Below are 14,712 nucleotides of genomic sequence, written 5' to 3'. Positions count from 1 at the left end.
TTCGGCGTCGCGGCATCGTGGGCGCAAGGTGATTACGGTGCACGACCTCTTCCGCAGGCACTACCCGGACGTTCATCCGGCAGCGCGTGTCATGGCGCTCAACCGTGCGGTTCTGCTGGCGGCGGCTGAATCCGCCGGGCTCGAGTGGCTGCTTGACGACAAGCTGCTACGCTAGCGGCTGCGCAGCACCGGGCCGCGCCAGGCGCCCGCGTTTACAAGAACGTGACTGTTACAGCCTTTCATTGAATTTAAGCATCACGCTACCAGAAGTAGCAGACCTTGATTCAGTTTGAGTCGGCAATTGGTTCGTCCGGATCAATCCATTAGAAGGCTTGTGGCTATGCAAAATCATTCTGTTCATCCTTGGCACCTTTGCCTGAGCTTGTGGCACCGACGTCAGCTCATCTGGCAGATGAGCAAGCGCGAGGTCGTCAGCCGCTACCGGGGTTCCGTCATGGGGCTGCTATGGTCTTTTTTCCATCCGGTGTTCATGTTGCTCATTTATACGTTTGTTTTCAGCGTAGTCTTTCAGGTCAAATGGGGGCTGGGTCATTCGGAAGGTAAGACCGAATTCGCCATAATCCTGTTCGCGGGGCTGATCATCTTCAACTTCTTTTCCGAAGTTATCAATCGCGCGCCGGCACTCATCCTGACCAATGTCAATTACGTCAAGAAGGTAATGTTTCCTTTGGAAATCCTTCCGGTTGTCACGGTAGGATCTGCGCTCTTTCATACACTCGTCAGTGTCCTGGTGCTGCTGTGTTTTGAGGCCATTATCAATCAGGCCGTGCCGCTTACGGCTCTTTTCCTGCCTATTATACTTCTTCCATTGCTTATCCAGGCGCTCGGCTTCGCGTGGTTTCTGGCCGCCCTCGGGGTCTTTCTGCGGGATGTGGGGCAGACCGTCGGCATCCTGACGACGGCATTGCTCTTTCTCAGCCCCATCTTTTTTCCCTCGACAGCCTTGCCCGAGGCCCTGCGTCCCTATCTGTTCCTTAACCCCCTGACGTTTATCATCGAACAGACGCGGGGTGTGCTGATATGGGGGATTGTTCCAGACTGGTTTGGCATGGCCGTTTATATGCTGGTCAGTATGATGATTGCCTGGGCTGGATATTTCTGGTTTCAAAAAACGCGTAAGGGGTTTGCGGATGTCCTTTGATCCCGCTATTCGAGTCGAACATATCAGCAAGTGCTATCAGATCTACGACACCCCGGGCGATCGCTTGAAGCAGTTCATTTTGCCGCGCTTCCACCAGGTATTGTCCCCACTCGGCCGGAAGGCACTTCTGAGCTACTATCATGAATTCTGGGCCCTGCAGGATGTCTCTTTTGATGTCCGGCGCGGGCAGACGGTCGGCATTATCGGTCGTAACGGATCGGGCAAGTCTACACTGCTGCAGATGATCTGTGGCACATTGGCGCCTTCCTCCGGCAGCATACAGACGCGAGGTCGCGTGGCCGCACTGCTTGAGCTGGGATCTGGATTCAACCCGGAATTCACTGGACGGGAGAATGTTTACCTCAACGCTTCGGTGTTGGGCCTGAGCAGGCAGCAGACTGATGAGCGTTTTGCCGATATAGTCGCATTCGCGGATATCGGGCCCTTCATCGACCAGCCCGTTAAGATGTATTCCAGCGGTATGATGGTGCGCTTGGCATTTGCCGTCATTGCCCATGTCGACGCAGACATTCTTGTCATCGACGAAGCCCTCGCCGTCGGCGACGCCTTTTTTACTCAGAAATGCATGCGCTACCTGCGACGCTTTATGAAGACCGGAACCGTGCTCTTCGTCAGTCATGACACCGGCTCCGTGCGCAACCTGTGTACCGAGGCCATCTGGCTGGAGAAAGGGCGCATCCTGCAGCAGGGGCCGCCCAAGGAAGTGTGCGAAAATTACCTCGAGGCCTTTTACGAGGCACAGCAGGGGAAAAGCACCACCACCCGCATAAAAAAAATCAAGCGCGACGAAGAGGGGCGGATTCCGTTCAAGGACCAGCGCGCGTCGTTCATAAACGCCAGCAACCTGCGCAACGACCTGCAGCTCTTCGATTTCGACCCGGAGGCTCCCTCTTTCGGTAAGGGCGCCGCCCAGATCACTTCGGTGAAATTTTTCGACGCCAATGGGGCGATCCTCTCCTGGATCGTCGGTGGGGAGGATGTCATCCTTCGCGTTCAGGTATTGGCTCACCAGCCACTGCAATCACCCATCATTGGTTTTTATGTCAAGGACCGACTGGGGCAGTGCCTGTTTGGCGATAATACCTGGCTCAGCCACATGGACCATACCGTTGCCTGCGAAGCCGGACGGTACCTGGAAGCTGCTTTCGCCTTTGAGATGCCGCGGCTTCAGACCGGAAACTATTCCATCACCGTCGCGGTCGCCGAAGGGGACCAGGACGACCATGTGCAGCACCACTGGATACACGATGCCGTGTTTTTCAAATCCGAGTCCACCAGCGTGGCCGCGGGGCTGATCGGCATCCCCATGAAAGAGATCAAGCTTGACGTGAAGGATATATGATGACGCAACCACTAGGGACCTTCCTGGCGGCCGCAGAGTTTAATCCTCGCTCTCTCCAAAAACCCCTCTCCTGGGCAGGACATCTGCCTTTCGCCGCGTGGCTGGCGCGCCGCGTGGTCCCCGCAATCTTCGTGGAGTTGGGGACTCACTCCGGCAATTCCTATTTCGCCTTCTGCCAGGCTGTCGCCGAGGCGGGTCTGCCAACCCGCTGCTATGCCGTCGATACCTGGCAGGGTGACGAGCACGCCGGGACCTATGGAGAGGACGTCTTTCAGCAGGTCGATGCCCACAACCAGCAGTATTATTGGGAATTCTCAAGCCTGCTGCGCATGATGTTTGACGAAGCCGTTGATTTCTTTAGCGACGGCTCTATCGATTTGCTGCATATCGACGGTCTGCATACCTACGACGCCGTCAGGCACGATTTTGAAAGCTGGCTGCCCAAGCTGGCGCCCGGCGCCGTTGTCATCTTTCACGATACCAACGTGCGTGAAAAAGGATTCGGAGTCTGGAAGTTCTGGGAAGAACTCAAGCAGCGCTTCCCGCGCCATTTCGAATTCACCCACTCGCACGGCCTCGGTGTCCTGCAGATCGGCGGTGACGAGACGCAGGACTGCCTCGCGCCTCTGATGGCCAACCCGGGCGAGCAGCAGGGGATTCGGCAATATTTCGCCCTGCTGGGAGCCCGGATTTTCGAGCGAGAGCAGGCCCTTCACGATATTGAAGAACTCCGGCAGGCAATTGCCGACCACCGCAGTGTGCTGAGCGAGTGCGAGGAGCGTATTTCCCACCAGGAGAAACAAGTAGAAGAGCTTAAAGAGGGGATTGCTGAGCACCGCCGGATATTGACCGAGCGTGAGGAGCATATTTCCAACTTAGGCCAGAAGAGGGAAGAGCTCCAGGAAACGCTCGCGAGGCGAGAGGCGCGAATTGCGACTCTTGAGCAGCGCATCGCCGAACTGGAGCGGGATCTTGCCGCGGCGACCGGCACCCTGGCGACCACGAACAACAACCTGATGGCTGCATATCAGTTGATAGAGGAGCTGCAGTCCAGTACCAGCTGGCGTATCACCGCGCCGCTGCGAATGCTCTCAACCCTGGCCCGCGACGGCCTGCGAAGGCTGCAGAAATCCAAGGATTTTTATGCCACCGTGGGCGATCATGGAGGGCCCGCCAAGGTCGCGCGCAAAGCTCTCCGGGTCTGGCGCCGCGAAGGTTTTGCCGGCTTGCGTGCCCGCTGGGGGCGCGTTCCCCACCCCCTTTCCCTGCCAGCCGCACCCCAGGCGGTGCCGCCGAATCCCCCGGTCGAAGCCGCCTTCACTCTTCAGGTGGTGCCCCGCTATATCGACCCCCAATGCGATCAGCAGCCGCCCCAACTGGTGGCGGAGCCGACGGTGGCCATCCATCTTCATCTTTTTTATCCCGACATGCGCGATGAATTCGCCACCCGCCTCGTGGCCATGCCCTGCGCCTTCGACCTCTTTATCTCCGTGCCGCAGGGCTGGGCAGGTGAGGAAGCTCTTACTGCGGAGCTTAAGTCATTCCTGCCGCGGGTGCGGCGGATCATCGTCGAGTCTGTGCCCAACAGGGGGCGCGATATCGCGCCTTTCATCATTCAGTTCGGCGAGCGTCTCGCCCGCTACGATGTCATCGCCCATTTCCACTCCAAAAAGAGCCCTCACTGCGACCAGCTCGCCGGCTGGTGCAAAGATCTCCTCGACCTGCTGATCGGTCCGCCGCACGGCAGCGGCGGTCGGTTGGCTCAGATTCTCAATCTGCTGCAGGTCGACGCCAAGCTTATCTATCCCGAGGGGCAGCCGCGCATTATTAAGGATCGCACCGGCTGGGGGGGCAACTACCCGCTGGCGAAAGAACTGCTCGAAAAGCACACGGCTCTCGATATTGCCGATTTTCCGGTCGTCGAGTTTCCGGAAGGGTCCATGTTCTGGACGCGCGGCGAAAGCATGTCCGAGTTGCTTCGCCTGCCCCTGCGGTGGAACGACTTCCCTCGCGAGCCGATCCCGGCGGACGGCACACTCGCCCATGCCCTCGAGCGGCTGCTGTTGATTTTTCCCTCCGCGCGGCCCGGGCGCTTTTATCGCCTGCACAGCGGAGATTCCATCCACGATTACCGCCATTACGAAGAACAGCTCGATTTTTCACAGAGCCGCAGGCACCGCGACGTCAAGGTGTTCTCCTATTACCTGCCTCAGTTTCACCCCACCCCCGAAAACGACCACTGGCATGGCAAGGGATTTACCGAATGGACCAAGGTGCGCGCCGCCAATCCGCTGTTCGAAGGGCACTACCAGCAGCACATTCCCCACCCGGACTTCGGCTACTATCTCCTCGACCACCCCGGGGTGCTGAGAAAACAGGCCGAATCGATGCGCCAGGCCGGGATCGATGGGCAGGTCTTCTATCATTACTGGTTCACCGGCAAGCTCATTCTCGAGGAGCCTGCTCAAATGCTCCGCGACCACCCCGATATCGAGATGCCTTTCTGTTTCTGTTGGGCCAATGAAAACTGGACCCGGCGCTGGGACGGCAACGAGGAGGACATCCTGCTCAAGCAGGACTACTCCCCGGCCGACGCCCGTGCTTTCGTCCAATATCTCATTCCTTTCTTCAGGGATGCACGCTACATTCGCATCGAAGATCGCCCCGTTTTGTTCATCTACCGGCCGGCTTCGATGCCCGACGCCCGAGAGTACCTCGAGATCTGGACCGAAGAATGCGCAGAGCAGGGGCTGCCGCGCCCCTATGTCGTCGCCGTGCTCACCCGCGGGGCCGAAGACCCGCGCGATTTCGCCATGGACGCCGGCGTCGAGCGCGTGCTGCAAGACTGGACCGCAGGCGCCGTGGCCGATATCCGGCATGAGCTGCGTCCCTACGAACCGCTGCGCGGCAGCGTACTCCCCTACGAACAGGTCGCAGAGTTTTACCATAATCAGACGCAGGCTCCGCAATTCACCTGGTTCCGTTCGCTGGTGGCCATCTGGGACAACACCGCCCGTTACGGGGCCGACGCCTTCATGGTACACGGCAGCACGCCCCGCCTTTTCCAGCAGTGGCTGGAGAGCAGCATCGCTCACGCTCAGGCGCACCTCCCGCCGGACCGCCGCTTAGTCCTCGTCAACGCCTGGAACGAATGGGCCGAAGGCGCGCATCTCGAACCCGATTCCCGCTACGGCTACGCCTATCTCAATTCCGTCGGTCGCGCGCTTTCAGACCAGCCCTATGAAGCCGACCTCAACCCGGATTCGCCGATCCCCGCAGGGCTGCGTGTGCGCACCTCGATCACCCCTGAAGTCCAGGCCGCGCTCGCTGACGACCCGGAACTCGAAAGGCGCTTTCTGCAGATGCTCGCCCGCTCCACCCTGTTCAGCCGTTGCCGCGTTCAGGTTGAGCCCGCTTCGTTTGCGCAGAAACTCACAGCGCGTCATGGCCGTTCGTGCGTCCCTGTGGGTGAAGACGCTGACTTCCTGCTGCAAGTGCGTCGTATCGCTCTTCTGGCCCCGGACGTGATGGAAAAAATGGTGCGCACCGCCTGCCATGTGCCGGGCGTCGGGGTTGTCTCCAACGCCTATGACTGTCATTTCCCCCTCCTTGAGGCCACCGCCAATGGGTCTGTCAATTCATCCGCTGCCTATCAGGCTCCTCTGCTGCTGCTGCCGCTGCAAGGCAATGGCCCGGCCTGCAAAAACTTCCGCCTGCGGGCGGATGCGCATACTTTCGTCACCTACCCCTGCACCCGGCCGCCGGAAAATCGCCCCAGTATCAGCACCATCATTCGCTATCATCAAAAAGGCGATTTGCGTTTATTGAAAAACGCTCTTTACAGCCTGGCTGCCATGCAGGATTGCCTCGTCGTGCCCCGTATCGCCGCGCAGGATCTCGACCCGGACCGCACCGCCGAACTCGAAGAGCTGCTCGCTGAAGTGCCCTGGCCCACGGGGAGCACGCCACGGGTCTTTCAATATCGCTCCCCCTCCGGCAGCGGCGATCTGCGTGCGCGTATGCTTACCGAAATCCTCCAGAGCGTCGAAACCCGCTATGCCGCTTTTCTCGACTATGACGATCTGCTCATGTCCCATGCCTACGGCGCGCTGCTCGAACGCCTCCATCGCACCGGCAAGGCGGTCGCTTTCGGGCGTGTCTATTCCACCGACTATCACCTCGATAGTGGCCTGTTTGGCGAGCGCAGGCAGGAGTTCACTCATGGACGCTCCTACGACGACTATCTCGCCACCAATCACGCACCCTTACACAGCTTTCTGCTCGATCTGCACCGGCTCGATCTCTCCAACCTGAGGTTCGACGATGACCAGCGTTATCTGGAGGACTACTATCTGACGCTGCAGCTCTTTACCCGCGACAACGCCGATTGGCAGGGACTGGCTGACAGCCTCTTCATCGGCGACTATATTCACGCCGTTGGCGGCGATAACAGCCTCGCATTCGTAGAGGTCGAGCAGCGGCGCGCCATCGTTGGTGGCGACCAGTACCGCCGCTGCGAGAAAAGGGTACGCGAACTCAAGGCCACTCTGAAAGGCGCGCGGCAATGACCCCCCCGGGGACTCTCCGGCACCGTCCCTGTCCTCGACGGCTTGCGTGGGGTCCCTTCGGATATCCCGGCCCACCGCGAGCTCGAGGTCGCGGTCACAGATGACCCAGTGCAGGCCGCTGCAATGCTTGCTATCATTGTCGTCCGATCGCTCGAAAGGGTGCCCACGTCTGGGAATGGCAAGAGCAACTCAAGCCCCTTGTCGACATTGTCGAGCAGGTTTGTGCAGCCAGGCAATCCCCCGCAGGGGCCGGTGGTGCGTCAACTGCGCTTAGCCACTGAAAAATATGATAAAAAAGTCGACCGGCGGGGTCTGATTTGTCTTAATGTTAGGGTTGACATGGTCGGTTAAACCTCTAGAATGGAGGCAGTTTTTTGATTCTTCGCGCCTGAGGCGGAACATAGGTCGGCGGCATCCTAGGGTCGAGGGAATAATAATCTTGGTAAGGAATAAATCCATGGCAGTAAAGCCGACAGTCGTCACAATCGAAAAGCAAATTTTCACTCCAGCCCTTCAGCAGGCGATGAAAAAAGCCGAAGATACCGGGTATGACTTCAGCGACAGCATCATGGGGGCCACCAATGCCCATCTCAATATGCTGGTTGAACTCGTCGGTGCGGAAAAAGCGACATCGCTCCTTAAAAGGGAAGTTGAATTTTTGGAATCTCAGGAGTAACAAATGCCGTCTGCTAAATTCTTGACAGAATCGTGTTGCAAAGATTTCTTGTTTAGAATGACTCAACAGGCTGAATGGGAGGGGCGGCCTGCTTCGGTGCGGGCTTCGCCCGTAGTATTTGAACTGGGTTGGTTTGTGCTTATATAGCGACCGACTGGACCAAACTGCCGGTGCGCTAACTTACAGCTTGCAGATTAAATCTTGCAGATTTATCCTCGCAGGCGTTATCGATTTCTGTCAGCAACTGTCAGTAAACTGTACAGGCTTGGCCTCGAACGTTCGTCGTGATGAGGGGGGGCTGTGGGTATTTCTATCCGACTAAGGGGAATGAAACATGAGTGACTTTTACGAAGGCTTTTATTTGGCCAACAATTCCGATGTTGCCAGGGCGGTCAATGAAGGCAGTTTCGGGACGGGTTGGGAGCACTACAGCCTGGTCGGTCAGGACGAAGGTCGCAGCTTTGCCGAGCCCGACGGGTATGGTGGCTTCAATGAGTTGTTCTATTTGGCCAACAATCCCGATGTTGCCAAGGCGGTGGAACTGGGCGTGTTTGGCACTGGCTGGCAGCACTTCAGCCTGCTCGGCCAGGACGAGGGTCGCAGCTTTGCCGAGCCGGCCGGCTATGGCGACTTTAATGAGTTGTTCTATTTGTCCAACAATGCCGATGTCGCCAAGGCTGTTAACGATGGCACGTTTGGCACTGGCTGGGAACACTTCACCCTGTTCGGTCAGGCCGAGGGTCGCAGTTTTGCCGAGCCGGCCGGCTATGGCGATTTCAATGAGATCTTTTACCTGGCCAACAACCCCGATGTCGCCAAGGCTGTCCAGCAGGGCGTACACGGTACCGGCTGGGAGCACTTTCAGCTGTTCGGGGAGGATGAGGGCCGCAGCTTTGCCCAGCCTGCTGCGGTTGGCGAGGCGAATCTCCAGTCTGAGGTATTGCCTGCTCCTGGTGAAGGTTCCCCCATTCCTGGTGAAACCTTCATTCTCACCGAAATTCCCAGCCAGACCGAGACCACGCTGCTGGTAGGCGATAACGGCATTACAGTCGATCTGGCGCTGGAGTTCCTTCAGGACATCGCTGAGCTCGATCTCACGGCGCTGGGCCTGCTGGACGAAGACGGCAACCTGACCAGCGATATCGCCAGCATCAATATTCAGGACAACACCGATGGCACCGCCCAGGTGATCATCAACGCTGATGGTGAATTCATCGAAGACTACTTTGCAGGTCACCTGGGCCTGTTAAGTAACGTGCTGTTCAGTGGCTACCTAGATACTGAAGAGACCACCACCCAGACCGGCATCGTTCTGACTCCGTCTGAGAATAATGGCGGCGCCTTTGAGCCGGGCGTAACAACAGCAGCAGACGACACCATCATTGCTGGCCGCCCGGAGTTGCTGCAAGGCGCCTTTATCGACGGTGGGGCGGGTTACAACACGCTCGTGGTCGACATGAAGGGCTTCTTCGCCCAGCCGTTCCAACTCCGTAATATTCAGGAAGTCCAGGTACAGAACCTGACGAACGTTTACGAGCCCGGCCAGACATTTATTGATGGTGCAGTCACCAACTTCCCGATTCCAACTGCGGCCACCCTGTCGGGAGATGACAGCATCCTCGATCTCAGTCGTGCCTCCAGTCTGCAGAAACTGATGATCACAGAAGGTTTCAACGCGGGTGGCACTTTGGTCATCTCCGGAATCCAGAACTACGCTACAGCCCGGCTGGAAGGCAATTTTGATGGCGATGTCGATCTGTTCTATGGCGGCGGCCAGGGGAATCTGCTCACCGTCGAATTGGCGAATGTCTCTTTCCATGGAACCTTCTCCGCTAATCAGAACGTAGGTGCCGTGGAGTTGGTTTCTGAAGGCCGTGTCAACACCCTCGATAACATCGATTTCGGCGGCAACTTCATCGAACTGATGGTCTCCGGCACTGGCCTGCTGAGCATTGAGGATGACCTGCAGTTTGGGTTCGGTGTTGCGTACATCGATGCCTCCGAGAATACTGGCGGTGTCCGCATGGCGGTCGACACGCAGCTCGGCTTCGGTGCCCTTGAGGAGGTCACCATTATGGGCTCCCAGGGCCGTGATGTATTCGACATCAACAGCGCTGCGCAAGCAGGTGTGCTGCTGAACATCGATACCGGTACTGGCCGCGATACTGTGAAACTGAATGAAGACATGAGCGCCGGCGAGGGTTCCGTCATTACCGGTGAAAACCTCACCGTGCAAGTCATGGCCAATGCCGACCTGCGTCAGGCCGATGTGAGTGGCGTAAATTCCTTCGTCCTGTCCGCTGCGGGCGGCCTGCTGCTCACCCAGGAGCAGGTGGGAGAGCTGGGCGTCGGTGTCTTTTCTGCCGCCCACAACGCCATCCCGGTCCTGTCCATCGAGGTGAGTGAAGCGGGCACCGTGCTCTCCGACCTGATCGACCTGTCTGCGCTGGACAGCGACGTTAAGCTCGCCTTTAACGTTGAGGCCGGCGCCAGCCTGGATCTGACCGCCGAGGAGTTGCATACCTACCTGGCGGATGACGGTGTCGTGGGTGAGGGTACCGTGACCGTGACCGGCGCCGGTCTTGGTTTTGACGCCGATGATCCGGCTGCCACCGGCATCGGTGACGGCGTCGGCTCCATAGATAACGATTTCGAGGGCACTCTGCATGTCGTGCGCGCCGCGGATGGTTTCGAGCGACCCGTTGCCGCGCCGGACAGCGATACCCTGGTTATCGATACCACCGACACCGGTGGCGTGACCGTAGGCGCTAACGACCTCGAAGGTATTGCCGACAACGTCGGGGCCTTCTCGACCGCCGCCGAAACGGTGATCATCCAAGGCGCTGATGACATTACCTTCGACGTTCCGGTCGAGATGCTGACAGCCGACTTCACCCTCGATTTCTCTGGCCTGACGGGTGCGCTGAACGACCTCACCATCGAGCAGTTCAACAACGTCGGGGAAGTGATCGGTAACGGCGCAGAAGGCCTGCGCATCGATGTGGTCCTGAACGGCGATGTGGGAACAGAAGGCGCGGATTCCGGTCTGCAGTCTTCCGGTGTTGAGCAATATGTTGTTGTTGATATTGACGACACTGCAGATGACGATGGCGACGCGGACGACAGTACCGCCAGCTTCCATCTTTGCGATCAAACCCGCGATTTCCAGGTTATCGGTCTGCAAGGTAACGGCGGGCACACCCTGACCCTTACCAACATTCCATGGGGTGCGGTTAACCCGACCATCCTTTTCGAAGGTGACGGCTATAGTAACTGGGATCAGCTGCCCAAGGCGGCCGGTAATCCGGATGCTTCCAACGTCGGTACCATCGTTGCGGAATACTTCTTCGACGGCGCCCCGGCCAATGTGCTGATCAACAACCAGGGCGTGGCCCCGGGCCTAACCAGCACCGGTGAAGCGCGTCCCATCGTCGTTGACGGCATCGTAGTGGATAACGCTGCAAGCCTGAACATCGCTGTCGAAGACGGTGACGGCGTCATCAGCAGCATTGCTGATGGTGGCACCGGCGAGGGCCTTGCAGATGTTACCCTGACCAGCGCCAATGACGTGACCCTGCACCTGGATGGCGACGACCTCGACAGCATCGATGCCACTGCAGTTGCTGGCGTCGCCACTCTGCAAATTGGAGACGACACCGACTTCAGTGATACTGAACTGTCTGGTATCGATGCAGTGGTTCTGGAAGATGGTGTGACTGTCACCATGACTATCGATCAGATAACCACCATCGGCACTGCAAACATCACCGTTGAAAACGATGGTGATGCAGCGACTCTGAACGTGGGTAACTACGACGGCCAGGCCTTTGATTTCAGCGCCCTGGCACTGGATGACATCACTGTTAGTACCGTCACCTTTGCTGAAGGCGGCGACATTACCGTTGACGCGACAACGGACTTCACTGGTATTAACGAGCTTATTATTCCCGCCGACACCACCGTGCAGATGTCAGCCGAGCAATATAAGCAACTGGTTGAGTCCGAAGCAACCATCACAACCGTTGCTGCAGGTGTAGACGATGACGAAGACGGCGCCCTCACCGTTGTACTAGACGGCGACCTGACCATCGATGCAGACGCTACTGATGAAGATGGCAGTGATGCATTTACCATCAACGGCTCCAACGTCACGTTTGAGATGTCCGATGGCGAGACCCTCAACGTCGACGATTTCACTCTCGCCGACGGTCTGCAGGTGACCGGCGATGCTGCCGCTGCGGTCAAGCCGCTGGTAAACTTCACCTTTGAGAACAGTGGAACGGTACCTTTTGCGGACACCATCGACGTGTCCGGCTATCAGGATGTCGACCTGCGTATCTTCGATACTCTGCTGGATGACTTTTACATTGATGATTCAGCTAATGGCTCTTTCGAACTTGGTGAAAACAGCCAGTCCATCGAAGACTTGCTCGAGAATCTGGACAGCGCCAACATCCTCAATATCTTCCAGGAAGAGGCGGACGTTGAGCTTGATCCTCGTGACCGTGAGGTGGTGGTTGAGTCTCTGGCCTCTCCCGATGGTATCGAGTTCAGCGCCGAAGGTGAGCTGGCGGATTTCGTCCGCTCCATCGACCTGACCCTGGAGGCCGATGCCGACAACGCCGCGAGCGTCGAGGGTGATCTGCTGGTCAACGATGGCCAGGTGGCAGCTGGTTCCACCATGCTTACCATCAACGCCGTGGACACCGACGGTGCCGCTGTGGGACCTGTCACCATTACTGGCGACATCTACAGCGAAGGCGATGACGGTGCCGGTGAAGACGGCGATCTGCTGACTGTCACCATCAATGCTGCAGTCGATGTGCTGATTGGCGATGGAGAGGGTGCCGCCGGTAGCGGTGACGGTAACCTGATATTCAGTTCAACCGAGGCTGATGCCGAAGCCACCCTGACCCTCACCGGCGCGGGTGATGTCACCATGAAGTCGGTTCAGGCAGGTACCAACGTCGCCACCGTCAACATCGTAACGACCGGCTACACCGGGGTCCTGACCATCACCGGTGGTTCCGATGCCATCGAAATGGGTGATGATGGCACCTCACTGGTGTTCACCGGTGACGCAGACATCGTGCTCGACACCGACGATGTTCTCGGTAACAACGGTATCGACGGTGGTGAAGATCTAACCAGCATCGACGCATCCGAGCACAGCGGTGGTCTGACCCTGAGCGTGATTGAAAACGTCTCTGAAACAGACTTCACCTTCACCGCAGGTGAGGGCACCACCACGGCAACGTTGTCTGCCACGTTAGATGCAGATCCTGCAGCTGCTGACCCCGCAGAGCCTGGCTGGGAGCTGAATACCGAAGCCAACACCACCTTGACCCTGTTGGGAAGCACCTTCACATCGGGTGCCCTGAGCATCACCGGCGAGGGTACGGTTGTGATGGACGGAGATGGCGGTGATGTTGATCTGACCGGATTGGTCGATGCAGATGGCAATTCCCTGCTGGAGATCAGTGCGGACACCACCATTGAGTTGGCCCCGGACACCACGTTGGTAATGACCCCGGAGCAGCTCGATGCCCTCAACGCAGCAGGGATAACCTTCACCAAGCAAGCGGTTGACCCTGATGCCGATCCGGCCGAAACAGAAGCAGAAATTACCGTCCGGATTCCTGCTGATGCCGATCTGACGGCCGCTAACGAAGATCTCGATGCCGATCTGGATCTGTCTCAGGCAGACAATCTGGTCTTGAATGGCGACGCTACCCTTACCGGTACCCAGGTATCCGGTAAGACCGTCACGGAAGCTGTTGCTTCCAATCTAACCCTGACCGGTATTACGGCTGAACACGATCTGAGCGGAATCACTATATCCGGGACCGTGACAGCGGTGGCTGATGCAGCAGCCACCAGCATTAGCCTGGCCGCCATCGCCATCAGCGGAGTGACTCTGGCGGTTGAAGGCGATGCACTCACTAATGTCGTCGTCACGGGTGTTGAAGCGGTTGTGGGTGACGAAGGTGACGCGGACGAAGATGATGTCAATGCCGACTTCTCCGGCTTGACAGCAACTGATCTGGATGTTGAATTCCAGCTCGATTCCACGGGTGATGTGCACCTCAACGGCACAACATTTGCCGCGAATGTTGGCACAGGGTCCACCACCCTGACCGTCAATGGCACGGGAACCGTGACTACCGAAGGTACAGATGGTGCTGAGTTGAATGTAGGTGCCGTCAGCGTGGGTGAGGATGCGACCTTGTCTGTCGAGGCCGCTGAGCACAATGCAGGCGTAGGCGCCCTTGTCGAAGGTGAAGGCACGGTGGAAGTCAACGATCTGGGAGCGGATGTGGTTACCATTGACACCTCTGCTGCTGCCGATACGGTAGACTATATGCTGACCTTCACTGGAGATGCAGGTACATCGCTGGTAACCATTACCAACTTCACTGCCAACACCGCCGATGCGCAGGATATGCTTAACTTCAGTGCGGTGTTGCCGGCAGAAGCAGACCACACCTTGACCAAGTATGATGCTACTATTGCTCCTAACCAGATAGGCGCTAGTGACATCCTGGTTGTCAGCAGCGCCCTTGGTTCAGCAGTTGATGCTGCAGCCATCGAAGCTGCCTTTGGTGACACGGGTGCATTTACAGATGATGGAGATGCCGGGACTGACGACACCACAATCTTCAGCAACCAGGCCGAGAAGATCATCATCGTTGATGATGATGTTGCTGGTGATGCTGAGGTGTGGCACTGGGTAGACACCTTGAACGGCCAGATAGAAGCGGGTGAGCTGACCCAGATCGCAATCCTGGGTGGCACTGATACTGCGGATCTTGTAGCGGGAAACTTTGACATCGCCTAATCCCACTTTTAAGTGAGATGCCCTGACGGTAACCGGCCTTGGCCGGTTACCCAAGGGTCAACGCGAGGTCTGATAATACTTAAGCCCCGTCCCAGCCTAGGGGCG

General features: G+C 57.8%; 6 protein-coding genes. All 6 read left to right on the top strand.

Annotated elements, in window-relative coordinates; all coding sequences use genetic code 11:
- Positions 1 to 37 precede the first annotated feature (37 nt).
- The 6 genes from U5S82_00670 to U5S82_00645 all read left to right on the top strand — a co-directional run bounded on the left by U5S82_00670 (position 38) and on the right by U5S82_00645 (position 14,607).
- A complete protein-coding gene (locus U5S82_00670) occupies positions 38 to 175 on the top strand; it encodes a hypothetical protein (protein ID MDZ7750187.1) in 138 nt (45 codons plus the stop codon).
- A gap of 165 nt (positions 176 to 340) precedes the next feature.
- The gene (locus tag U5S82_00665) at positions 341 to 1,162 is read left to right on the top strand and encodes an ABC transporter permease (GenBank protein ID MDZ7750186.1); all 822 of its coding nucleotides are present in this window, start codon (positions 341 to 343) and stop codon (positions 1,160 to 1,162) included.
- Complete coding sequence (locus U5S82_00660; GenBank protein ID MDZ7750185.1) at positions 1,152 to 2,525, top strand: ABC transporter ATP-binding protein; 1,374 nt, start codon at positions 1,152 to 1,154, stop codon at positions 2,523 to 2,525. The genes U5S82_00665 and U5S82_00660 overlap by 11 nt, the downstream gene beginning before the upstream one ends.
- Positions 2,522 to 7,093, top strand: a complete 4,572-nt coding sequence (locus U5S82_00655) for a glycoside hydrolase family 99-like domain-containing protein (GenBank protein MDZ7750184.1) — start codon at positions 2,522 to 2,524, stop codon at positions 7,091 to 7,093. The genes U5S82_00660 and U5S82_00655 overlap by 4 nt, the downstream gene beginning before the upstream one ends.
- A gap of 457 nt (positions 7,094 to 7,550) precedes the next feature.
- Positions 7,551 to 7,769, top strand: coding sequence for a hypothetical protein (locus U5S82_00650; protein ID MDZ7750183.1), 219 nt, complete (start codon positions 7,551 to 7,553; stop codon positions 7,767 to 7,769).
- Positions 7,770 to 8,103: 334 nt separating this feature from the next.
- A complete protein-coding gene (locus U5S82_00645; protein ID MDZ7750182.1) occupies positions 8,104 to 14,607 on the top strand; it encodes a hypothetical protein in 6,504 nt (2,167 codons plus the stop codon).
- Positions 14,608 to 14,712: the final 105 nt, after the last annotated feature.

The organism is Gammaproteobacteria bacterium (assembly GCA_034522055.1).
Classification (GTDB): Bacteria; Pseudomonadota; Gammaproteobacteria; order JAABTG01; family JAABTG01; genus JAABTG01.
Note: the sequence above shows the minus strand (reverse complement) of the source record. Positions and strands in the feature narration are given on the sequence as shown.